At 60.3% G+C, this 24,209-nt stretch carries 14 protein-coding genes and 1 riboswitch; of the genes, 10 read left to right on the forward strand and 4 right to left on the reverse strand.

Going from position 1 to position 24,209, the window contains the following annotated elements:
* Positions 1–177 precede the first annotated feature (177 nt).
* The 6 genes from hutH to ACP26L_RS09060 all read left to right on the forward strand — a co-directional run bounded on the left by hutH (position 178) and on the right by ACP26L_RS09060 (position 12,786).
* Complete coding sequence (gene hutH, locus ACP26L_RS09035; protein ID WP_426452183.1) at positions 178–2,031, forward strand: histidine ammonia-lyase; 1,854 nt, start codon at positions 178–180, stop codon at positions 2,029–2,031.
* Positions 1,916–3,580 (forward strand): urocanate hydratase, encoded by a 1,665-nt coding sequence (hutU, locus tag ACP26L_RS09040; RefSeq protein ID WP_426452184.1) that lies wholly within the window; start codon positions 1,916–1,918, stop codon positions 3,578–3,580. Before hutH ends, hutU begins: the two co-directional genes overlap by 116 nt.
* Before the next feature lie 31 nt (positions 3,581–3,611).
* The gene (gene hutI / locus ACP26L_RS09045) at positions 3,612–4,901 is read left to right on the forward strand and encodes an imidazolonepropionase (RefSeq protein ID WP_426452185.1); all 1,290 of its coding nucleotides are present in this window, start codon (positions 3,612–3,614) and stop codon (positions 4,899–4,901) included.
* Positions 4,898–6,148, forward strand: coding sequence for a Zn-dependent hydrolase (locus ACP26L_RS09050; RefSeq protein ID WP_426452186.1), 1,251 nt, complete (start codon positions 4,898–4,900; stop codon positions 6,146–6,148). Before hutI ends, ACP26L_RS09050 begins: the two co-directional genes overlap by 4 nt.
* Positions 6,149–6,612: 464 nt before the next feature.
* Positions 6,613–7,950 (forward strand): amidohydrolase family protein, encoded by a 1,338-nt coding sequence (locus ACP26L_RS09055; protein WP_426452187.1) that lies wholly within the window; start codon positions 6,613–6,615, stop codon positions 7,948–7,950.
* A 1,452-nt stretch (positions 7,951–9,402) separates the two neighbouring features.
* Positions 9,403–12,786, forward strand: a complete 3,384-nt coding sequence (locus ACP26L_RS09060) for a family 14 glycosylhydrolase (protein WP_426452188.1) — start codon at positions 9,403–9,405, stop codon at positions 12,784–12,786.
* A 78-nt stretch (positions 12,787–12,864) separates the two neighbouring features.
* Here ACP26L_RS09060 and ACP26L_RS09065 read toward each other — a convergent pair whose 3' ends face one another.
* The 4 genes from ACP26L_RS09065 to ACP26L_RS09080 all read right to left on the reverse strand — a co-directional run bounded on the left by ACP26L_RS09065 (position 12,865) and on the right by ACP26L_RS09080 (position 18,640).
* Positions 12,865–13,350, reverse strand: a complete 486-nt coding sequence (locus ACP26L_RS09065; RefSeq protein WP_426454870.1) for a cytochrome c biogenesis protein CcdC — start codon at positions 13,348–13,350, stop codon at positions 12,865–12,867.
* 107 nt (positions 13,351–13,457) lie between these two features.
* The gene (locus ACP26L_RS09070) at positions 13,458–14,330 is read right to left on the reverse strand and encodes a DMT family transporter (protein ID WP_426454872.1); all 873 of its coding nucleotides are present in this window, start codon (positions 14,328–14,330) and stop codon (positions 13,458–13,460) included.
* Positions 14,331–14,586: 256 nt separating this feature from the next.
* Positions 14,587–16,413 carry an APC family permease gene (locus ACP26L_RS09075; protein ID WP_426452189.1) on the reverse strand — a complete coding sequence of 609 codons (1,827 nt, stop codon included), beginning with the start codon at positions 16,411–16,413 and terminating at the stop codon, positions 14,587–14,589.
* 168 nt (positions 16,414–16,581) lie between these two features.
* Positions 16,582–16,746, reverse strand: a riboswitch (cyclic di-AMP (ydaO/yuaA leader).
* Positions 16,747–16,987: 241 nt separating this feature from the next.
* Positions 16,988–18,640 carry a family 14 glycosylhydrolase gene (locus tag ACP26L_RS09080; protein ID WP_426452190.1) on the reverse strand — a complete coding sequence of 551 codons (1,653 nt, stop codon included), beginning with the start codon at positions 18,638–18,640 and terminating at the stop codon, positions 16,988–16,990.
* A 244-nt stretch (positions 18,641–18,884) separates the two neighbouring features.
* Between ACP26L_RS09080 and ACP26L_RS09085 the strand changes: the two genes are divergently transcribed.
* The 4 genes from ACP26L_RS09085 to ACP26L_RS09100 all read left to right on the forward strand — a co-directional run bounded on the left by ACP26L_RS09085 (position 18,885) and on the right by ACP26L_RS09100 (position 24,061).
* Positions 18,885–19,046, forward strand: coding sequence for a XapX domain-containing protein (locus ACP26L_RS09085; RefSeq protein WP_426452191.1), 162 nt, complete (start codon positions 18,885–18,887; stop codon positions 19,044–19,046).
* Between the two features lie 667 nt (positions 19,047–19,713).
* Entirely contained in the window at positions 19,714–21,126 is a 1,413-nt protein-coding gene (locus ACP26L_RS09090) for a methyl-accepting chemotaxis protein (protein ID WP_426452192.1), read from the forward strand.
* Positions 21,127–22,043: 917 nt separating this feature from the next.
* Positions 22,044–23,048: a LacI family DNA-binding transcriptional regulator gene (locus tag ACP26L_RS09095; protein WP_426452193.1), complete on the forward strand. Its 1,005-nt coding sequence runs from the start codon at positions 22,044–22,046 to the stop codon at positions 23,046–23,048.
* A 44-nt stretch (positions 23,049–23,092) separates the two neighbouring features.
* On the forward strand, positions 23,093–24,061 hold the full coding sequence (locus tag ACP26L_RS09100) for a carbohydrate kinase family protein (RefSeq protein ID WP_426452194.1): 969 nt from the start codon (positions 23,093–23,095) through the stop codon (positions 24,059–24,061).
* Positions 24,062–24,209: the final 148 nt, after the last annotated feature.

A 24,209-nucleotide genomic window follows, 5' to 3' on the forward strand; every position in this document is an offset into this window, starting at 1 on the left:
GTGTTCGGGGGCCTGGAGCCGTATGAATCGCCGCGCGGCGGCATACACATAGGGCAAGGATTCAGGCTTCCCTGCTGTGAGCCCCGCCTCTCATTTTATCCGCTGCAACGGTGCCCATACCCGGGTCAGGGTAGGGCTTTTCGGTATCTTCGAGGAGTAGAAAGAGGGTGAGCGGCAGTGAAAGAGAGCATCGGAGCTCCGGTAAGGATCGGAGACCAAAGACTGACCCTCGCGCAAGTGGAGCGGACCGCCCGCGGCGGAGCCCCGGTGGCGATCGAAGCGGGCAGCCTCTCCCGCATGCAGGCTTCCCGGGACTATGTGCGGAAGCTGCTGGAGGAAAGGCAGGTCGTCTACGGCCTCACGACCGGCTTCGGCAAGTTCAGCGATACGGTCATCGCGGATGACGACGTGCTGCGGCTGCAGCTGAATCTGATCCGCAGCCATGCCTGCGGGGTCGGCAGCCCCCTGCCGGAAGACACCGTGCGCGCGGTAATGCTGCTGCGCATCCGCGCCCTCGCCCTCGGCTGGTCGGGCATCCGCCCGTGCGTCGTGGAGCTCTTGGCCGGCCTGCTCAACCGGAGGGTCACCCCGGTGATGCCGGAGCAGGGCTCTCTGGGTGCCAGCGGAGACTTGGCGCCCCTGGCTCATCTCGCCCTCGTGCTTGTGGGGGAGGGCGAGGCCTTCTTCCAAGGCGAGCGGCTGGCAGGAAGAGAGGCGCTCGCCCGGGCGGGCCTGCAGCCCGTAATGCTCGAGGCGAAGGAGGGCCTCGCGCTCATCAACGGCACGCAGGTGATGACGGCCATTGGCGCGCTCGCCTGTCAGGATGCCCGGAGGCTGGCGGACCTGGCCGACTGCACGGCCGCGCTTACCTGCGAAGGACTGCGTGCCGTCCGCGACGCGTTCGACGGGCTGACGCACGGGCTGCGTCCCCACCGGGGCCAGCGGCGCTCGGCGGAGAACATCCGCCGGATGACCGAAGGCTCCCAGCTGCTGACAGGGCCCGGGGAGCTGCGCGTGCAGGACGCCTATTCGCTGCGCTGCGCACCTCAGGTGCACGGGGCAAGCCGCGATGGGCTCGACTACATCGCCGGCGTGCTCGAGACGGAGATCAACTCGGCTACGGACAATCCGCTGATCTTTGCAGCGGAAGAGCGGGTGATCTCCGGCGGGAATTTCCATGGCCAGCCCGTGGCGCTCGCCATGGATCACCTCGCGTTGTGCGCCGCGGAGCTTGCGAGCATCGCCGAGCGGCGCATCGAGCGGCTGGTGAACCCCCAGCTGAACGAGGGGCTGCCGCCCTTCCTCACGCACCGCGGGGGCCTGCAGTCAGGCTTCATGATCGCCCAGTACACGGCAGCCTCGCTCGTATCGGAGAACAAGTCGCTCGCCCATCCGGCGAGCGTGGATTCGATTCCCTCCTCGGGCAACCAGGAGGATCATGTCAGCATGGGCACAATTGCGGCGCGGAAGGCGGCCCGCATCGTCAGCCACGGTTTCGAGGTGCTCGCGATCGAGCTGCTCTGCGCCGCCCAGGCGGCGGATTACCGGGGGCCGTCGGGGCTCGCGCCGGGCACCCGCTGGCTCTATGACCGCTGCCGGGAACGGGTGCACTTCATGGGCGAAGACCGGGTGCTCTCCGGTGACTTCCGCCGAATTGCGGAGTGGCTGCGGACCGTGGATGCTGCGGCGGAGCTCGGCTGGCCGGGGGAGGCGGACGGTTCAAAGGCAGTCGGATCGGAGGCGGCCGGCGGGGAGGCGGAAACGGATGGACCGTTGGAGAGGTCTGCAGAAGACGGCAGAGAGGTGGAAGCGGAAACGGATGAGAGGGCCGGAATGGAGAGCGGTGGCGTGGAACATTCTGGAGGCACGGCTGCGGCGGGCCGGATAGAGGGGATAACCGGGGAGGAGGAGCAGGATGGGGGAAGAGTCAAAAGCACGGACGGTCCGCGCCCCGCGGGGGACGCTGCTCAGCACGAAGGGCTGGGTACAGGAAGCGGCCCTCCGGATGCTGATGAACAACCTGGACCCTGAGGTGGCGGAGCATCCTGAATCACTGGTCGTCTACGGGGGAATCGGCCGCGCGGCGAGGAACTGGGCGTGTTTTGAGGCGATCGTGAGGAGCCTGCAGTCGCTGGAGGAGAACGAGACGCTGCTCATCCAGTCCGGGAAGCCAGCGGCGGTATTCCGGACCCACCGGGACGCGCCGCGTGTGCTTCTGGCGAACTCCAATCTCGTCCCGGCTTGGGCGAGCTGGGAGCATTTCCACGAGCTGGACCGGAAGGGACTGATGATGTACGGCCAGATGACCGCTGGAAGCTGGATTTACATCGGCTCCCAGGGCATTGTGCAGGGCACGTATGAGACGTTCGCGGAGTGTGCGAGGCAGCATTTCGGCGGTACGCTGAAGGGGACGATTACCGTTACCTCGGGACTCGGCGGCATGGGGGGCGCCCAGCCGCTTGCGGTGACGATGAACGGCGGCGTGCTGATCGGCGTCGAAGCCGACCGCTCGAGGATCGAGAAGCGGATCGCGACCCGCTACTGTGATGTGCTTACCGAGACGCTGGAGGAGGCGCTGCGGCTGGCGCAGGAGGCCAAAGACGAGGGGAGGGCCCTGTCGGTCGGCCTTGTCGGCAACGCGGCGGAGGTGCTGCCGCAGATGCTCGCGCTGGGCTTCGTGCCGGACATCGTCACGGACCAGACATCCGCCCACGATCCGCTGAACGGCTACCTGCCGGCCGGCTACTCCCTGGCGGAGGCGGCGAGACTTCGCGCGGAGCAGCCGCAGGAGCTCGTGCGGAGGGCCAAAGCCAGCATGGCCGTCCATGTGGAGGCGATGCTGGAGATGCAGCACCGCGGAGCGGTGGCCTTCGATTACGGTAACAACATCCGGCAGGCCGCCTGCGACGAGGGCGTCGCGGAGGCCTTCGCGATCCCCGGGTTCGTGCCGGCTTACATCCGGCCGCAATTCTGCCGGGGCCGGGGGCCGTTCCGCTGGGCGGCTCTCTCCGGCGATCCGGAGGACATCCGGCGTACCGACGATGCCGTGCTGGAGCTGTTTCCGGACGATGAGGGGCTGCACCGCTGGATCGGGATGGCCCGGCAGAAGATCGCCTTCCAGGGCCTTCCGTCGCGAATCTGCTGGCTCGGCTATGGCGAGCGGGCGTTATTTGGCCGAAAGATCAACGACATGGTTGCCGCGGGTGAGCTCTCCGCCCCGATTGTCATCGGCCGCGATCATCTCGATGCGGGCTCCGTCGCTTCGCCCAACCGGGAGACGGAGGCGATGCGCGACGGCAGCGACGCGGTAGCCGACTGGCCGATCCTGAATGCGCTGCTGAACACGGCGGCCGGAGCGAGCTGGGTGTCGCTGCATCACGGGGGCGGCGTAGGGATGGGGTATTCGATCCACGCCGGAATGGTCGTGGTCGCCGACGGGACGCCGGAGGCGGCGGAGCGGCTGGAGCGCGTGCTGACGACGGACCCGGGTATGGGTGTCGTACGCCATGCGGATGCGGGGTACGATTTGGCCGTGGAGACGGCGAAGACACACGGCATCCGAATGCCGATGGGTGAGTAACGAACGAATGACATAAGGGAGAGTGGCTGCCATGCCGACCCGCATGGTATATGTCCGGCGCGCCGCGCAGGTGGTGACCGCCGCCGGGGCAAGCCTCCGGCCGAAGCGGGGCGCGGAGATGTCGGAGCTTGGGATTATCGAGGGGGGGAGCGTGATTACACGGGACGACCGCATCCTCTTCGCGGGGCCGGATGAGGAGGCGCAGGGGGTTCTTGCCGCGGCGCCCCAGGATGCGGAAGTGGCGGTGCTGGAGGCGGAGGGGAAGCTGGTCACCCCGGGGCTGATCGACCCGCATACGCATGTCGTGTTCGCGGGAAGCCGGGAGTTCGAGCTGCCGCTCCGCCTGAAGGGCGCGGGTTATATGGACATTCTGAAGGCAGGCGGGGGCATCCTTTATACGGCGGAGCAGACCCGGGCGGCGGCGGAGGACCTGCTGGTGGAGGAGACGCGGCGGCGGCTGGACCGCTTCCTGCTGCACGGCGTGACGACCGTCGAGGCCAAAAGCGGCTACGGCCTGCGCCTCGGTGACGAGCTGAAGCAGCTGCGCACGGCATGCCGGCTGAATGCCGAGCATCCCGTGGAGCTCGTGTCCACATTCATGGGGGCGCACGCCGTGCCGCCGGAGTACAAGGGGGACCCCGAGGCTTATGTCCGGCTCGTCATCGAGGAGATGATCCCCGCCGTCGCTGAAGCGGGGCTGGCCGAGTTCTGCGACGTGTTCTGCGAGGAGGGCGTGTTCACGCCCGAGCAGTCGCGGCGCATCCTCGAAGCCGGCCTGGCGCGTGGCCTGAAGCCGAAGCTCCACGCCGACGAGATCGTGCCGTACGGCGGGGCCGAGCTTGCGGCCGCTGTCGGCGCCGTCACGGCGGACCACCTGCTGCAGGCCTCCGGCGCAGGGATCGACGCCATGGCGCAGCGGGGCGTGATCGCCGTGCTGCTGCCCGGCACGGCGTTCTTCCTGCGCAAGCCTCCGGCGGATGCCCGGCGGATGATCTCGGCCGGCGTACCGGTGGCTCTGGCCACCGACCGCAATCCGGGCTCTTCCCCGACCGAGTCGCTGCAGCTCATCATGAACCTGGCCTGCCTGGGTATGGGCATGACGCCCGAGGAAGTGCTCGCCGCCTGTACGATCAATGCGGCGCATGCCGTCGGCCGCGCAGACCGGATCGGCAGCATTGAAGCCGGTAAGCAGGCGGACCTCGTGCTTTTTGATGCGCCGAATGTGTCATACCTGCAGTATCACTTCGGGGTGAACCTGGTGGATGCGGTGATCAAGCGGGGCGTCTGCGTCGTGCGGAACGGAAGGAGGACAGGGGCATGAAGGAGCTGCGCGTGAAACCGGAGAGGATCCGCATGGCGCTGGAGTCGCTAGGGGCTATTGGGCGAAGCCCATCCGGCGGTCTGGAGCGGACGGCGTTCTCGGCGGCGGACCGGGAGGGCCGCGAGTGGCTGAAGGCGGCCATGCGGTCCGCGGGGCTGGCCGTGCGTACGGACGAGGCGGCCAACATCTGGGGCCTGCGCCGCGGGGACAAACAGAAGCTGCCGCCGATCGCCTGCGGCTCCCACATCGATACGGTCCCCTCCGGGGGGAAGTATGACGGGGCGCTCGGCGTCATCCTGGCCTTGGAGGCGGCCCGTGTGCTTGCGGAGGAGGGCGTCACCCTCCGCCGCGGGCTGGAGATTGTATCGTTCAGCGCCGAGGAGCCGAACGGGTTCGGCCTCTCGACGTTCGGCTCGCGGGCTGCAGCGGGCAAGCTGAAGCGCAGCGTGCTGGAGGGCGTCCGGGACCCCGGGGGCGTCCTGCTGACGGATGCGCTGCGGGAAGCCGGCGGAGACCCGCTCCGCTTCGAAGAGGCCCGGCTGGCTCCCGGGGACTTGGCTGCGTATCTGGAGGTACATATCGAGCAGGGCCGGCGGCTGGAGGAGATGGGCATCCCGGTGGGCATCGTGACCGCGATCACCGGTATCTACCGAGAAGAGGTAACCGTCACGGGGGAAGCCAATCATGCGGGAACAACCTTGATGCGCGACCGGAGGGATGCCCTGATGGCCGCAGCCGAGCTCATGCTGGCGTTCGAGTCCGTCTGCCGGGACGCGCCGGCACTGGAGACCGTGGGCACGATAGGCCGCATCTCTAACCATCCGAATGCCGCCAACATCATTCCCGGGCAGGTGCAGCTGCATCTGGAGGTAAGGGGGGCGGCGGCGGAGGCGATCAGCGCTGTCCTCCAAGCCTGGAGGGAGCGTGCCGGCGAGATTGGGCGTGCCCGTGGCGTAATGCTGCAGTCCGTTACGCTGCTCGATCAGGCTCCCGTCCCTATGGATGGACTCGTGGCCGAGGTGTGCAGACGGCAGGCGGAGCGGCTGGGGCTTGTCTCTCTGCCGCTCGGCAGCATGGCGGGCCACGATGCGGCCCATATGAGGGCGATCACCCGGGCCGGCATGATTTTCGTGCCGAGCATCGGCGGCCGGAGCCACTGTCCGGAGGAGGAGAGCCGGCTGGGTGATATCGAGAAGGCGGGCAATGTGCTGCTCCACGCGCTGCTGGAGCTGGACCGGCAGCTTTGATTGAGCAAGGCGGAGGGCTTGCGGAGTGAGTGGGAGAGCGGACAATCGGCAGCCAGACGGTTAGAGGGGAACCTACATAGCAAAGTCCGCAGCGAAATGACGGGAATTTTGTGCCGGCAGGAATTCATGCGTGCGTGCCGTGCCCCTAATTCGGATCCCCCCAAGCGGCGATAACAGGTGTTTGGTGGCGGTTATGGGGCAGCAGAGCTGTACCTGCCGGGAGAGGAATGGGTTGGCTTAGAGTAACGAACGGAAGCGCAGCATTGGACAAATTGTGGTTGTGGCTGGTCGGTTTTTAGGAGAGTTTTGGATGGTGGGTGAGCCTGAGTGCCAGCCGTGGGTGGCTACGTTGAAAGACATTGCCAGGAGTGGCTGGAGGAATGTGGGATCTGTCGGGGAAGCGGGCAGTCTGAGCTCGTTTGGCGGGAAGGTGCAATGTACCGGCAGAAAAGGAGGAGAGGCGTGTGCCCAAGCTGTATTCTGCCCAAGCGGTATATCTCGACGACGAATTCCGTGAAGGAAGCGCACTGCTGGAGGAGGACGGACGCATCCTGGAGACGGGGCCACTAGAGGCTCTGCTGCAGCGCTATCCGGGGATCGAGCATGTCCGCTGGGAGAAGGGGGTGATCGTGCCCGGAACCGTCAACGCGCACAACCATTCCTTTCAAAGCCTGCTGCGCGGCATCGCCGTCGACAAACCGTTCCTGCAGTGGCGGGATGAAGCCTTGTACCGGTATTCCCCGCTGCTCGATGAGGAGGCGGTTTATACGGGCGCGCTGCTGGCCTTCGGGGAAATGCTGAGGTACGGGGTAACCACGGTATGCGATTTCTTTTATGTGCACAACGGAGGCACGTCTCTCGATGAAGCGGTGATCCGGGCGGCCGGAGATGTCGGCATCCGGCTCGTGTTCGCGCGCACGATGTACGATTGGAGCGGGGCCCCCGCCGGTTACCGCGAGACGGTGGACGAAGCGGTGGACCGCACCCGCCGGCTCGCGGTCCAGTACCAGGGCTCCTCCATGGTGGCCGTTCATCCGGCGCCGCATTCGCCCCACGCCGCGTCGCCGGCCATGATCCAGGCGGGTCACCGGCTGGCGCAGGAGCTGGATACGCCTTTTCACATTCACGTGGCCGAGGAAATGTTCGAGGTGGAGGAGACGCTGCGGGACTACGGACTCCGTCCGGTGCATTATCTCGATTCGCTCGCTGTGCTCGACCGGCGGATGATCGCCGTGCATCTCGTCTGGCTGGACGACACCGAGGTCGAACTGGTCGGACAGCGGGGCGGGGCTCTGGCTTATTGTCCTTCCTCGAATATGTTCCTGGCCGATGGGGTCACCCGTATCCCGGGGCTTCTCCGGCATGGAACCCGTGTGGCGCTCGGTACGGACGGCGCCTGCAGCAACAACCGTACCTCCGTCTACGAGGAGATGCGCATGTGCGCCCTGCTTCAGAAGGTCGCGAACCTGGACGGCACCTGTCTGACCGCGGGTGACGTCTACCGGATGGGCACGGCGGCCGGAGGAGAAGTGCTGCGCCTTCCGGTAGGCACGCTTGCCGCGGGAAACTGCGCGGATTTCGCCGTACTGAACGCGGACGATCTCTCCCTGATGCCCCGCGGCGAGCTGCTCGCGAACATCGTATACGCGATGCAGCCGAGTGCGGTCACCGACGTCGTGGTGAACGGCCGGCTTGTCTATACGCAGGGGGCATTGCAGACGGTGGGGGACCAAGAGATTGTACTCAGGGTCGACACCTTGTTTGAAACGTGGGAACGGCGGCTGGGGAGGAGCGGGTCATAGTGATGGTTCTCGGCACATCGCAACTGCCGGCCGAGGATGTGATGTTTCGCAGCGGATAATCTTGACGCGGCGCCCTGGGCCGCAGTTCTCGAGTATGTGATGATTCACATCACATACTATCCCCGGCTCGCATATGGAGCGGCTGATGTGATGTTGCACATCGGATAATCGCTCGATGCCGCGCCCCGGGGCTGCAGCCCCACGAGTATGCGATGGTTCACATCACATACTGCCCCCGGCTCGCGCATTGAGCGGCTGATGCGATGTTTCCCAACGGATAATCGCTCGATGCCGCGCCCCGGGGCTGCAGCCCACGAGTATGTGATGGTTCACATCACATACTGCTCCCGGCTCGCATAGGGAGCGGATTATCTGATGTTTCACATCGGATAATCGCTTAATGTGGGCCCCCGGGGCCGCAGCTCACGAGTATGTGATGGTTCACATCACATACTGCCCCCGGCTCGCGTATTGAGCGGCTGATGTGATGTTTCGCATCGTATAATCGCTCGATGCCGCGCCCCGGGGCCACAGCCCACGAGTATGTGATGGTTTACATCACATACTGCCCCCGGCTCGCATAGGGAGCGGATTATCTGATGTTTCGCATCGGATAATCGCTTAACGCGTCGCCCTGGGGCTGCAGCCCACGAGTATGTGATGATTCACATCACATACTATCCCCGGCTCGCATATGGAGCGGATTATCTGATGTTTCACATCGGATAATCGCTTAATGTGGGCCCCCGGGGCCGCAGCCCACGAGTATGTGATGGTTCGCATCACATACTGCCCCCGGCTCGCGCATTGAGCGGCTGATGTGATGTTTCGCATCGGATAATCGCTCGATGCGGCGCCCCCCGGGGCCGCAGCCCTCGAGGTCCGCTGCCCGTCCCGGAGGAGCCCCAGGAATCTGTGGCCCCCGCACCCGCATCCTGCATCCGCATCTGTATCCGCACCCCGCACCCCTTAGCAGCCCTCCTGCACAACCACACTCGCTGCCCAATCATCCGTACCCCAGGGATCTACCCGCTTCCCCGGCCTCTCAGCCCACTCAGCCAAACCCGAATATGTCAAACGATTACCACATAAACATACGGGGAAAAGACGAAGAGCACATCAATATTTTCCACTTTCTAGTGCAATTTTGTCGGTTATGCCTATTCGGAAGCTTGATTTATACTAGATCTGTAAACGTTTGCAACTATCGTCGAGTGATGCCCCTGTCGACCCGTACCCCTGCAGTTCGTCCCCATTCTACATAAGATCAACCCGAGCAGTATTCCTGACGGAACTTTAGGCGTGTATGGAAACCGGTTTCTATTCCCCTTAACTGTGAAAGGAGGGCAAAGCCCGCTTCAATAAGGAGACATTGGAATGGTACAGACCTGCCATGATCCGGCGATAAAAGAGAACGTTTACAACGATTCGATCGAGGAGGGATATTGTTTCATGAGTTCAGCCAGATTCCTTATGAAAAAAGCGCCCATGCTGCTCTTGAGCCTGGTGATGCTGCTGACCACGGTGATCGGCCTTGGGCCGAGCCGGACGGAGGCGGCTGTCGCAAATGGCTTCCAAGCTTCCGTGATGGGCCCGCTGGCACAGGTGACGGATTGGAATGCATTTAAGAACCAGCTCCGTACGTTAAAAAGCAATGGTGTGTATGCGATTACAACTGACGTTTGGTGGGGCCTCGTAGAGAGCGCCGGCGACAACCAGTTCGACTGGAGCTACTACCAGAGTTATGCAAGCGCTGTCCGTGAGGCGGGACTGAAGTGGGTGCCGATCCTCTCCACGCATAAGTGCGGCGGCAATGTCGGCGACGACTGCAACATTCCGCTCCCGGCATGGCTGTGGAACAAGGGAACCGCGGACGAGATGCAGTTCAAGAGCGAGACCGGTTATGTGAACAACGAAGCCGTGTCTCCGTTCTGGAGCGGCATCGGCACGCAGTACAGCGAGCTCTATGCTTCATTTGCTTCGACTTTTGCCAGCTATAAGGACATCATTCCGAAGATCTACCTGAGCGGCGGCCCATCCGGCGAGCTGCGCTATCCTTCCTACTATCCGGCGGCAGGCTGGAGCTACCCGTCCCGCGGCAAGTTCCAGGTGTACACCGAAACCGCAAAGAACGCTTTCCGCACCGCTATGACGGCGAAATATGGTTCCCTCAGCGGCATCAACAGCGCGTGGGGTACGAATCTGACGAGCGTAAGCCAGATCAGTCCTCCTACGGACGGCGACGGCTTCTACACGAGCAGCGGCTATAACTCCACCTACGGCAAAGACTTCCTGAGATGGTACCAAAGCGTGCTTGAGAACCATCTGGGTGTCATCGGGACGGCGGCGCACCAGAAGTTCGACTCCGTCTTCGGCGTGCCGATCGGTGCGAAGGTATCCGGCGTGCACTGGCAGATGAGCAATCCGACGATGCCGCACAGCGCCGAGCAGGCCGCAGGCTACTATGACTACAACTCCTTGATCCAGAAATTCAAGGACACGAATCTCGACCTGACGTTCACGTGCCTCGAGATGTTCGATAACGCGGCGGCGCCGAACTATTCGCAGCCGTCCACGCTGGTGGATACGGTTTCATCGATCGCGAACGCCAAGGGCGTGCGTCTGAACGGCGAGAATGCGCTTCCGGCCTCCGGTACAAGCGCCTTCGGGAAAATCCAGGAGAAGCTCACGAGATTCGCTTACAACGGCTTTACGCTGCTTCGTCTGGCCAATGTCGTCAATGCGGACGGCTCCGTGACCGGCGAGATGGCCAACTTCAAGAATTATGTGGTTTCTCTGGCCCAGCCGGTCGACACGCATAACCTGGTCACGATCTACTACAAGAAAGGCTTCGCTACCCCCTACCTTCACTACCGCCCGGCAGGCGGCACCTGGACGACCGCTCCCGGCCAGAAGATGGCGGACTCCGAAATCAGCGGGTATGCGAAGGCGACGGTCGACATCGGCTCGGCGACCCAGCTGGAAGCGGCGTTCAACGACGGCAATAACACGTGGGACAGCAACGCGCAGAAGAACTACTTCTTCGGTGTGGGCACGTTCACGTACACGCCGGGAGCCAGCGGAGCTGCGGGTACGATCAAAGATGGCGCTCCTACAGGGGGCGGTACGGGCAACTCGGTCACCGTATATTACAAAAAAGGCTTCACGACACCTTACATCCATTACCGTCCGGCAGGCGGCACCTGGACGACGGTCCCCGGCGTGAGAATGGCGGATTCCGAAGTCAGCGGTTACGCGAAGGCGACGGTCGACATCGGCTCGGCGACCCAGCTCGAAACGGCTTTTAACGACGGGAATAACACGTGGGACAGCAACGCGCAGAAAAATTATTTCTTCGGTGTAGGCACGTTCACCTATACCCCGGGTGCGAACGGAGCGGCAGGCACGATCACGCCGGGCGCTCCTACAGGCGGCGGTGACGACGGCGGCGGGGGAGTAGTCACCCCAGTCGACTGGAGCACGCGCAGCATCTACTTCATCATGACGGACCGTTTCGTGAACGGCGACACCTCCAACGACAACTACGGCGGCTTCGCGGCGAACAAGAGCGATCCGGGCAAGTGGCACGGCGGCGATTTTCAGGGCATTCTCAACAACCTCGACTACATCAAGAACATGGGCTTCAACGCCATCTGGATTACGCCAGTAACCATGCAGAAGAGCGTGAATGCCTACCATGGCTATCATACGTATGATTTCTATGCTGTGGACGGCCATCTGGGCACGCTGGAGAAGTTCCAGGAGCTCGTGAAGGCGGCGCACGCCAAGGGTATTGCGGTCATGCTCGACGTGGTGGTGAACCATACGGGCGATTTTCAGCCGAACAATGGGTATGCCAAGGCTCCGTTTGACAAGTACGACTGGTATCATCATAACGGCGAGATTACCTCGACCGACTACAATCAGAACAACCAGGCGAAAATCGAAAACGGCGATGTGGCCGGCCTCGACGACTTCAATCACGAGAATGCGGCCGTTACTGCAGAGCTCAACAACTGGATCAAGTGGCTGATCGCCCAATCCGGTGTGGACGGCCTGCGCGTCGATACGGCGAAGCACGTGCCGAAGTCCTACCTGAAGTCCTTCGATACGGCGGCGAATACCTTCACCATCGGCGAAATATTCCATGGCGATCCGGCCTATGTCGGCGACTACAGCAACTATCTCGATGCCGTACTCGACTTCCCGATGTGCTACACCATCAATGACGTCTTCGCCAAGGACGGTTCCCCGACGCTGATCCGCGACCGGTACACCAGCGATTCCAAGTACCGCGATGCCAAGCTGAACGGACTGTTCCTTGATAACCATGATGTGAAACGCTTTCTGAACGTGGCGTCCGGCAACCCGAGCAACACGTCCGACAAATGGCCGCAGCTCAAGGCGGCACTCGGCTTCCTGTTCACCTCCCGCGGCATTCCGATCGTATACCAGGGCACTGAGCTTGGCTACAACGGCGGGGACGACCCGGCGAACCGCGAGGATGTCGTACCGAATGCGAACCACGATCTCTACAAGTATATCGCGAAGCTGAATGGCGTACGCAACGCCCATCCGGCCCTGCAGAACGGCACGCAGAAAGAAAAGTGGGCGGACAACACGGTCTATGCGTTCCAGCGCAGCAAGAACGGCGACGAGGCGATTGTGTTCATCAACAACTCCTGGAGCAGCCAGACACGTACCGTAGGCAGCCTGGATAACCTGACGAGCGGTACGACGCTCCGCAACCAGCTCGGCACGGATACCGCTGCGGTCACTAACGGATCGGTTTCCGTCACGCTGGCTCCGAAGGAAGTCAAGATTTTAACGAAGTAAGGGTTGGACAACCGGTATCACGGCAGCGGCCGGTCAGGGGAAATTCCTGACCGGCCGCTTTTTGGCATGCGCGTTAGGTTATTGAGACAAGCCGTGATCCGACAGACGATCTTCTATCCGATGGACCCGGCGGAACTTGAGGAAGCTGACGACACGCCAAGGCACCACATAAGCGACTGCTATGAGATAGAACAGCATACCGAGCTCGATGGGGTCGAGCGCCGACAAGTAGCTCCGAAGTCCAAGGCGCAGGCCGATCAGAACGAGAATAACGATAATGAAGGCTTTGCTCTTGACCGGGTAGATCCGGCCGTCCTCCCGGCGTTCATAGTTCGTGGTCCAGATCATCGGGACGGACATGAGCAGGCCCAGAAGGATGGAGAGCACCACTTCCTTGAGGGTAAGGTGAAGCTGCGGATTCATCAGGCCCGGAATTCCGAACAAGAGAATCGGCAGGGGGAGCAGGAGCTTGAGGCCTTTCCCTTTCACGGGGCGGGCCGATGCCCGGATTCTTCGCCAGAGGACCAAACCGACAATTACGATCATCATCAGGAAGGGCACCATCGTTTCCAACCTGCATCCGCTCCTTCGTTTTTCAAATGGACTGCTTCAAAGAACAGCCTTGGGGGAGAGCCTTACGAAACTAAGATTCAGGGTCCGGGGATATTCCGCTATTGTGTACCGGCGGACTGCCGTCCTTCCCGTTCATTCCCTTTCCACAAGGGAGCCGTCATCCCGCCAAAAATCAACAAGATGCCCAGAACCTGCAGGAGGCTGGGGCGAAAGCCGGTAATCAGGATGTCGAGCAGCATGGCGATGCCCGGATCGAGGAAGGCAAAAATGGAGATCGTCCGGGCGGGCAGGTGCCGCAGGCTGCCGAAGAACAGGTAGTAGACGAGGCCGGTATGCACCGTTCCGAGCAAGGCAATCCACAGCCACTGGCCGGTCCCGAGTCCATGGAAGGCTGAGAAGTGCACGAACGGGGGCAGCAGCAGAACACCGACCGACGTCTGGAGCATGGCGACGGCATAGGGGCTCATCCTGCGGATGCCTTTGCCGAGCAGCGTGACCAGCGCGTACAGCAGTGCGGCCAGCAGGGCCCAGAGGAGGCCGGCGGAGAGCAGCCCCTGCTGCGGGCCCGAGCCGATGCCGGAGACCAGCGCCGTACCCGCGGTACAGACGATGACCGATACGGCGGAGGACATCCTGAGGGGCTCCCGGAAGAGCAGGCTGCCGAGCAGCAGCACGAAGACCGGGGCCAGGTAATAGACCGAGATGGTGACGGTGACCGGCACCGTTTCGAAGGCGCGGAACAGGAAGACCCAGTTGCCGACGAGGCATACGCCGCTCATGAGAACGAGCAGCATCTCCCGGAGCGCCCAGGACTCGCGGCGGAATTGGCCGGAGAGCAGCCAGCCGGCCCCGAGGATCGGCACCGCACAGATGCAGCGCACGAAGACGAGCTCGAAGGACTGCAGCCCGGTCCGGCCTGCGGCGAAGCCGACCGAGCCGAAGATCGCCATCGCCGCAACCATGCGGTACATCGCGGCTCTCGAAGCCGCGCGTGAGGTCGGGGACCGGTCGGGTCCGCCGGCTGGGGCAGATTCTGTTGTATGGTTTGTTTGGTTAGGCAGCTTGGTTGAGTCAGACATGGTCGCGTACTCCTTACTATCCTCCCAGGGTACAGGATTCCGGAGGGATTCACAAGGAGGGAGCGGAATCAGCACCGGTGCCTTGGCTGTTCGACAGGAGAAGGCCGGGATTCCGGGTCCCGGCCTATTTGCAGAGTGGTGATCTTGGTTATTTTTGAAGATGATAAGGTACGGTGGTTACAATGACGTTGCGGCGGTACAGCAGATGGGCTCGGATCAGTAGAGAAGACTGGTTGTGCAGGATGTTGTGCCAGCCTTTCTTCGGAATGAACTGCGGAATGACAACGGTCACCTGATAATTGGATTCGGCTGCTTTGCGCTGCACGGTATCAATGAATTTGGTCAGCGGGTGGATAATGCTCCTGTAGGGGGAGTGCAGGCTGACCAGTCTGACGTCCGGCTGCCATTTCTTCCACTTTTCCTCGAACTCCGCCTCTTCTTCTCTCTCAAAGGGAACGTGAACAGCGATGATCTGGTGCGGATGAAGCGACTTTACGTAATTAAGCGAATTCTCCACGACATGAGTCATGCCGGCTACGGGCAGAATCATAACATTGCCCTCAACCGTCAGTGCAGGCTCACAGGTAGAAAGCCGCAGCTGGTCTCCCACAGCCTCGTAGTGCCTGCGAATCCGATAGAACAAATAAACGATCAGAGGAAGGAAGATCAGAACCGGCCATATCTGCGTGAACTTCGTCAAAAAGAACATGATCGTGACGAGCAGGCTGATCAGGGCTCCAGCCGAGTTAATCAGCAGTTTGACCGCCCAGCCTTCCGGTTTTTCCCGGATCCACTTCATCATCATTCCCGTCTGGGACAGCGTGAAGGGAATGAATACACCGACCGCATAGAGCGGGATGAGATGTTCGGTTTGTCCTTTGAAGACAACGATCAGAAGAATGGACAGAACCCCCAGAATGATAATGCCGTTGGAATACCCGAGCCGGTCTCCCCGGATGGTGAACATCCGCGGAATGAACTTATCCTTGGCCAGATTCACAGCTAGCAGCGGAAACGCAGAGTAGCCGGTATTGGCGGCCAGAATAAGGATCAGAGCCGTCGTTCCCTGGATAAAGTAGTACATGAAATTCCGTCCGAAGGTCACTTCGGCGATTTCAGAGACCACCGTTACATCAGGCCGGGGCATTACGCCGTAGTAGTAAGCCAGGTAGACGATACCGGAGAACAGCAGGGCCAGCAGCAGCCCCATGGCGGTCAAGGTCTTGGCGGCATTCTTCGGCGCCGGATCCTGAAAGTTCGGGATGGCGTTCGAGATGGCTTCCACCCCGGTTAAGGCGGAGCTGCCCGACGCAAAGGCCCGAAGCAGCAAAAACAGGCTGATTCCCGCAACGGGCGTGCCCAGCGGGGCATGCAATCCTGCCGGGACCTCTCCCGCGGATATATGCAGCAGGCCTACTCCGATGAGGATGAATAAGGCGAGTACGAATAAATAGACCGGATAAGCCAGGATCGAAGCGGATTCCGTTACACCCCGAAGGTTAAGGATCGTGATGAAGATGACGAACACGGTCGCGATCAGAACGGTATGCGTGTGCAGGCTTGGGAAGGCGGACGTGATGGCATCCGTCCCTGCGGATACGCTGACGGCTACGGTCAGGATATAATCGACCAGCAGAGAGCCTCCGGCGATCAGGCCGGGGTAGGTACCGAGGTTTTCCTTCGATACCACATAAGCTCCTCCGCCGTGGGGATAGGCAAAAATAATCTGCCTGTAAGACAGGATAAGCGCGGTCAGCAGGATGAGCACCCCAACCGCAATCGGAAGGGAGTACCAGAAGGCCACAGCCCCCAGGGTCATCAGCACGATCAGGATCTGCTCCGGCCCATAAGCTACGGACGAAAGGGCATCGGAGGAAAGAATGGCGAGGGCCTTCAGCTTGTTCAGCTTTTGCTCCCCTAATTCATTGGACTTTAAAGGACGTCCGATCAGAAATCTTTTAATGGAAAGAAGCATACCGGTCACCACCCATGATAAAAATTGCTCACGCGGGAAATTAGTTTTATATTACCCCAGTCCGTTGCGTTTGATATTCGTCCTCCTACAGTTTCAGTTGACAGCAAATGTGGGCACAGCAAAAAACCACAGGGGGGTCTCCCTGCGGCTGCAGCCGGCACGGCAGTCTCACCTTCTCTACGTACGCTTACGAGGTTAGCTGACGGATTCGGGCGCTTAGAGTCGCCCTACAGCAGCGCCATGTGATGGTGCTGCCGATTCACCCCGTGACGAAATGCTTCGTCAGAATTGGTTCCCCCGTTTTCCTCTACGGAAATTCAGCGTGAATATGAGTTGCAAATTACATCCAGATCATAATCCCGTTGGCCGGCCGGTGTAAAACGCCGAATTCGTCCAAAAAACCGGAGCATGGGCGCTTTTGTTCCATGGTACCGCATTCATCTCCTTGTGTCTTAGACCGTTTTTATTTTACGCTGTGACAAAAAACGGCAGAGCCGATTGGGGCTCTGCCGCTTCATGGATGAATGGGAGGGGAACAAGGCAGCCACTTCTGCCGGGATCCTCTCTTAAGGTCTTACCAATTGATTGTATAGGTGCTTGCTGCCGTTGGGCCGGTCAGCACGTTGTTCGAGCCCGGTTCCCAAGTGACGGTGCCGGCGGAATTCTTGACGATGGCCTTGAACTCATAGCTGCGCCCGGAACCGATGTAAGCCGTGCCTCTCCAGTCAGCCGTCGTGCTGTTGTACGTCAGCTTGATCGGGTAGACGCCGGTCGTCCAGTTGCCCATCTCCCAGCGGGAGCCGGTCACGTAGACCGTATCACCGGATGCGGCCGGTGCGCCTTTGACGACAAACGTCACAGCAGCCGGCGTCATGGCAATAGCATCGCGGAAGGAATTCAGCAGGGACGTAGCGCTGCCGTCCGCATTCACGAGACTGGACATGCGAAGCAGGGTGAAGCCCGAGAAATTGTAGTTGAACAGCATCTCCGCCACGTTCTGGTACTGTGCGGCATCCCCGATGGCCAGCGCGTTCTCGCCGTTGAGTCGAATGCCCTTCTGGTTCGCGAGATTGGCAACCTGGATCACAAGCGACTTCGGAGCCGAGTAGTAAGGAGCGGTATTGGCCTGGGCGTCCGTCATCTCAAGGCACGTGAACGTCAGGTCCAGCTTGGCGGTCTTGAACGCGTCGAGCAGCGTGCTGTAATTATAGTAGCCTGCACCGTATTCCGCGGAGTGCGGCATCGTCGGGTTGTTCATCTGCCAGTGCACACCGGAGATCTTCGCGCCGACCGGCACGCCGAAGACGGAGTCGAAGCGGCTGTGGGCCTTGGCGCCGATCGCTTTTACGTGCTTCTCGAGTACGCCTTGGTACCAGGCAAGGAAGTCTTTGCCGTAGTTCGACTTATAGCCGTTCGTGAAGAAATTATCGCCGTCGCTCGGCGGATTCACGTCGGCGAACGAAGCGAGAGAGGTGCCCCAAGCGGTGTTCAATGCGCCGACCGTGCCGTACTTGGTCTGCATTGCGGTGCGGAAGTCGGCTTTGGCGGCATCCGTGTACGCCTGCAGCTTGCCGCGGCTCGGGTAAGACCACCCGTCGGCCGTGCTGTAAGACGGGAAGCGGAGCTCGCCCGCCGGTCCGCCGGACAGGTAGATCTTGGCGATGATGTCCTTGTAGCCGCCGAAGTTGGATGCGAAGGAAGCGTAAAGCTCGTCATATTGGGCTGCGGTTCCGCTCCACCAAGGAGAGAGGGTTTCCTTGTTGTAGAAACCGGTTTCGCTGCGGATAGTCAGCTGGTCCTGCGTGCCTTTGCTCCAAATCCAGTCGGGCAGCTTAATGCTGCAGTCGTCCCCTACGTTGCCGCCGCACTGATGAGTAGAGATGATCGGAACCCATTTGAGTCCGGCTGCACGTACCGTATCGGCATACGTTTTGTAATAGGACCAGTCGAACATATTGTCTCCGGCTTTCTCTACGTCACCCCACCAAACATCCGTCGTGACAGCGTATACATTATTGTTCTTGAGTGTGACGAGCTGATTGCGGAAGGCGTTCCAATCGGTAATCTTGGTCAGCGGAGCCATGACATAGGTCTTGTAATCACTGCTGATGCTGGAGGCATCGGCTGAAGGTACCGGAGCGAGCAGACCGCCCCCGATGAGCAGGGACAGTACGGCGGCAGAGCTTTTGCGGAGCAGAGCGGATGAAGTAAAGGTGGTGATAGGCAAATGATATTCCTCCTGACAGCTTGGATTTATGTTGCGCTATGTAATTGGGAGCGCTTGCATATCTGTATTATAACGAAAAGGCTTACATTTGAAAGTGGAAAAAGCGGAGTGAAAAGGTGGAATATATTGACCGGCGTGGAAAGCTTCCTCATAATCGACCTTCTTCGGTGGAAGAATATCCCGTAGATTACATACATCCGGGCGGCACGCTTGAATGCCTGGTGAAAGAGGGTGCTTGAGGTTGATGGAAGCTGTGTTGTCCCTGCTGGCGGGGATCGTTGTCGGAGTGTTATTCACCTTCATCCGCCTGCCGCTGCCCGCCCCGGTTACTTTGGCCGGTGTGCTCGGGGTAGCGGGTGTTTATTTGGGCGGCAGGCTTGTCGCTATGTTTCTTAAAGGCTCGTAGAGGGCTCGCAGATTCATTTTAGCGCTCCGTTATGCTTCGCATAAAGGTCGCTGACAAAAATGAACTGCGTCGCTGGGCAGATGGAAAGGCAAGGCTCGCAGATTCATTTTAGCGCTCCGTTATGCTTCGCATAAAGGTCGCTGACAAAAATGAACTACGTCGCTGGGCAGGATGAAAAGGCAAGGCTCGCAGCTTCATTTTAGCGCTCCGTTATGCTTCGCATAAAGGTCGCTGACAAAAATGAACTGCGTCGCTGGGCAGATGGAAAGGCAAGGCTCGCAGCTTCATTTTTGCGCTCCGTTATGCTTTGCATAAAGGTCGCTGACAAAAATGAACTGCATCGCTGGGCAGTTAAAAGGGCAGCAGATCAGTAAGGCAAGCTCTGCCAGATGATGCGGCTGCGCACAAGATGTGCTTGCTTCTCCCATAAGAGAGAATCCGCCGCTGCAATTAGCGCCGGTGGATTTTCTTTTATTCAATTCCCTCTAAAGTTTATGCGTGCCGGTGACGATGAAATTCAGTGATGGCTGAATATAACGAAACCCATTGCATAATAGAAAAGAGGAGAATACTTATGAGCGTGACAAGACATCAGATCCCGGAACCATCAACGGCTCCCCGTGTTCTGAATGAGATCGAAGGTGTGTACCTTGCAAGAAATAAGATCATGGCATGGCTGTTGGCCGGTCTTTTTGCATTCAATGCGGTTACGGTTCTGCTTACCCAGGGGTGGGGATTCCTGCCTTTGACCCTGCTGCTGGGCGTGTCCAGCGGTATCTTGTTCTATTTCATCAAGAAGCGGGCAGGTCTTACAAAGGTGCCTTTCGTCGTGGTGGGCTGCTTCCTTCTGCTTCATTTGATTCTGCTCAACATTGATTTTTCAACGATCAATACGATGATTCTGGCGATCTTACTGTGCTTGTACCCATCTTACCGTTACGTCCTTTCTTTCTCAGTACTGGCTCTCGTGGAGATGAATGTGTTCAGTGCGGCAGCCGGGAAACTTCCGGTAGGCGGCAACCTCGTGCTGCATAACATTCTGCTGATCATCGCACTGGTGCCTCTCGTGATTATGGCCCTGCTCAGCCAGCGCTTGCTTAGCAGCATGCTCGTGCAGATGAAGGAAGCGGAGCAGGCGGGCCTCCAGGTGCGCACCATGTTTGACAAAGTAAAGCAGGCGGTGGGGATTCTCGGAGAGTTCAGTAAAGAGCTTCAGGAGAACAGCACGACCACCGGGCAAATTACCCGCGAAGTATCGATCGGCTTCAGCGAGATCATGAAGGGCGTGGAGACGCAGGCGGCCTCCGTCTCCGATATCTCCGAGCAGCTTAGCGGCTCTCATGCGGATATTGCTGTAGTGGCGGACAGTGCGAATGAGATGAAAGAAATTTCCCGGCAGACGGCGTCGGTAACGTCCGGCGGCACGGAGCAGGTGCATGAAATGGCGGTACGCATCCAGGAAGTCGAGCGGATCATGGACACCATTGTGGACTCCATGGAGAAGCTCAATGCCCAGAATGCGGCGATCGGCACGATTCTCTCCTCGATCACGGAGATCGCGAACCAGACGAACCTGCTGTCCCTGAATGCTTCAATCGAAGCGGCACGGGCGGGCGAGCAGGGCCGCGGCTTCGCCGTTGTTGCCAACGAAGTGAAGAAGCTTGCAGAGAGCTCCCAGAAGTCGGCGGAAGAGATCGCCGGGATTCTCGGCAGCATCCAGGGATCGTTCACTTCCCTGACCGAACAGGTCGGCCGGGGCAAGCAGGCGCTCGGAACGAGCAAGGAGTCGGCGAAGCAGTCCGAGACGATCTTCTCACAGATCGCAAACTTTACACAGCAAGTGGTAGCCCAGGCTTCCGAGGTGGAAGCGAAGACGCTCAAGATCAAGACGTCCTCCGACCATATCGTCCAGGAAGTAAGCTCCATTGCAGCCGTAACCGAAGAGTCCACGGCCGCCTTCGAGGAGATCTCGGCAAGCGTCGAGAACCAGAAACAGATGGTGGAACGCACGGTTGCGAGCTTCCGCCAGCTCGAAGAGCTCATTGTCGACCTGAACAAGATGGTGAGAGGTCAGGAGTAATCCCGACACTGCGGCTCATATAGATAATCCATATAACGAGGAGACGGCGAGTCCGTTTCCAGGATTCCCGGCCGGGGAGCATAGAGCTCCTTCGGCCGTTTTTTTGTTTAGCGTAAGATCCTTTAGGCGGCGCATGATCGCAGAACGCGTAGGCGTCCTGCAGCACGATGCCGAGCTGGCTGCGGAGAGACGACCGCTCTCGTAGGACCCTCCTGCGCCGGCAAGACGACCATCGTCAATCTTCTGACCGCCGGTTGAGTTGACAGTGCAGAGTGCCTAAGCTATACTTCATATAAACGATTGCGTAAACGTTTAACTACGTATCATTGAAACTGGAACTCGTTCGATTTTGTGGAAGGTTTGCTGCTGTCAGCGAGGAACGATCCTTTTGAAAGCGACCTTTGTGCAAAGCACAACGGAGCGCAAAAGGATAATACCCGAGCGCACCGCCGGAAGGTTTAACATGCGGAGGGAGAATATATCCTTTTGAAAGCGACCTTTGTGCGAAGCACAACGGAGCACAAAAGGATATACCCGAGCGCCCCGCCGGAAGGTTAAACATGCCGAGCGAGGAACTATCCTTTTGAAAGCGACCTTTGTGCGAAGCACAACGGAGCGCAAAAGGATATACCCGAGCAGCCACGCTAAAGGTTATAAATGCCGAGCGAGGATATATCCTTTTGAAAGCGACCTTTGTGCGAAGCACAACGGAGCACAAAAGGATATATCGAGCAGCCACGCCAAAGGTTTTAAATGCCGAGCGAGGATATATCCTTTTGAAAGCGACCTTTGTGCGAAGCACAACGGAGCACAAAAGGATATACCCGAGCGTATCAACGGAGCACAAAAGGATATACCCGAGCGTATCAACGGAGCGCAAAAGGATATACCCGAGCGTTCAGGAGGTGAAGCCAGTCATGCGAGCAGGAATCAAACAGGTGGCCGAGCGGGCGGGGGTGTCGACGGCGACGGTGTCCCATGTCATCAACGGGACGCGTTTCGTATCCGAGGAAGCCAAGGCGAAGGTGAACCGCGCCATGGAAGAGCTGGAGTACCGGCCGAATTCCCTCGCCCGGAGCCTGCGGAGCCAGAAGTCGATGACCGTCGGGCTGATCGTGCCGATCCTGCCCTCGGATACGTCGAACTTCTTTTTCCTCACGGTGGCCCAGGGCATCCAGCAGGTGCTGCGGGAGCACGGCTACCAGCTGCTGCTGAGCAGCAACATGAGCGGAACGCCGGAGGAGGAGCGGGAGCAGATCAGGCTGCTCCAATCGAAGTGGATCGACGGCCTGATCATCGCCCCCGCGGCGGGGGGAACCGTCTTCCCGCTGGAGCCGGGGGAGGACGGACTGCCAGTCGTGTTCATCGACCGGAGGCCTCAGGGCGTGCCCGGTGACTGCGTGCTCGGCGACAGCTACGGCGGAGCCTACGAAGCGGTGAGCCTCCTGATCGCCCAGGGGCACCGCAGCATTGGTTTTATCGCAGGCGAAGAGGGCATCACGACCAGCAGCGAGCGCTATGACGGGTATCGGCAGGCACTTGAAGACCATGGCATTGCACCGGACCCGCTTCTCGTGAAGTCGGCGGTATCGAGCTTCGAGAGCGGCTATGCCTGCGCGAGGGAGCTGCTGGACGGGGGCGGGGTTACCGCCCTCTTCATTGCAAACAATGTACAGACGATGGGAGCCATGAAGTACATTCAGGAGCGGGGCTGCCGCGTGCCCAAAGAGCTCGCGGTGATCGGGTTCGACGACTACGACTGGACCCGGGTGACGACGCCGCCGCTGACGGTCATCCGCCAGCCGGCCTTCGAGCTGGGCAGCCGGGCCGCGGAGGTGCTGCTGGAGCGGATCGGGCAGCCGGACAAGGAGCCGCGGGAGTATCGGCTGAAAGCGGAGCTCATCCGGAGGGAATCCTGCTGAACCGGGCAGGATCCAATACATATCAGGACAGGGGAGAAATGAATATGAATTGGGATGTAACCGCACTGGGAGAAGTTCTGATCGACATGACGCCGGCAGGCATATCGGATAAGGGGTATCCGCTCTATGAAAGCAATCCCGGCGGGGCGCCCGCCAACGTGCTGGCTGCGCTCTCGAAGCTTGGGAAGCGGACGGCGTTCATCGGCAAAGTGGGCGCGGACGGCTTCGGCACGTATCTGAGAGATACTCTGCAGAATTGCGCGATCGATACCTCGGGGCTTGTCTTCACAGAGGAGGCGAACACCACGATGGCCTTCGTCCATCTCAGCGAGGACGGCGACCGCTCCTTCAGCTTCTTCCGCAAGCCGGGCGCGGACCGGCTGCTGGAAGCGGCGGAGGTGAGCGCCGAGCTTCTTGCGCAGTCGCGGATCTTCCACTTCGGCTCGATCTCGATGACGCACGAGCCTTCGGCGGAAGCGACAAGATACGCGGTAGCCGAAGCGAAGGCCGCCGGCGCCCTGATCTCTTTCGATCCCAACCTGCGGATGCCGTTGTGGAGCGATGCCTCGCATGCCAAGGCCATGATGGAGTACGGGCTGGGCTGCGCGGACGTCGTGAAGATCTCGGAGGAGGAGCTCGAGTTCCTGACCGGTCTGACCGATCTTGCGGCCGGTTCCCTGCAGCTTGCCGAGCGGTTCGGCATCCCGCTGATCCTAGTGACGCTGGCGGAGAAGGGAAGCTTCTACCGGTTCAGCGGAGTGACCGGGCAGGTGCCCGGATATGCCGTGAGCACCGTAGATACGACAGGTGCAGGGGATGCCTTCCTAGGCGGCGTGCTGTACGGACTGCTGGAGAAAGACCGGCGTTTGTCCGCACTCCAAGAGGAGGACATTCGTCAGGTCGTCACCTTCGCCAATGCGGTAGGCGCTTTGGCTACGACGGTGAAGGGGGCCATTCCGGCCATGCCGGACCTCGCCGCGATCCGCGCCTTGATCGATTCGTCGGCATCCTAACCCTTGCGGGCGGGGCTGTTCCCGGAGACTGCTGAGCGGCAGGCTGCGGGACAGCCTTTTTGCTGTACCCTCAGGTACCGCCTATTTCTCAAGAAATATGTGGAAATCCTGAGGGTTTTTGCCGTACGATACGTCTTATAGAGAAATG

Source organism: Paenibacillus sp. S-38, assembly GCF_049942825.1.
Classification (GTDB): Bacteria; Bacillota; Bacilli; order Paenibacillales; family NBRC-103111; genus Paenibacillus_G.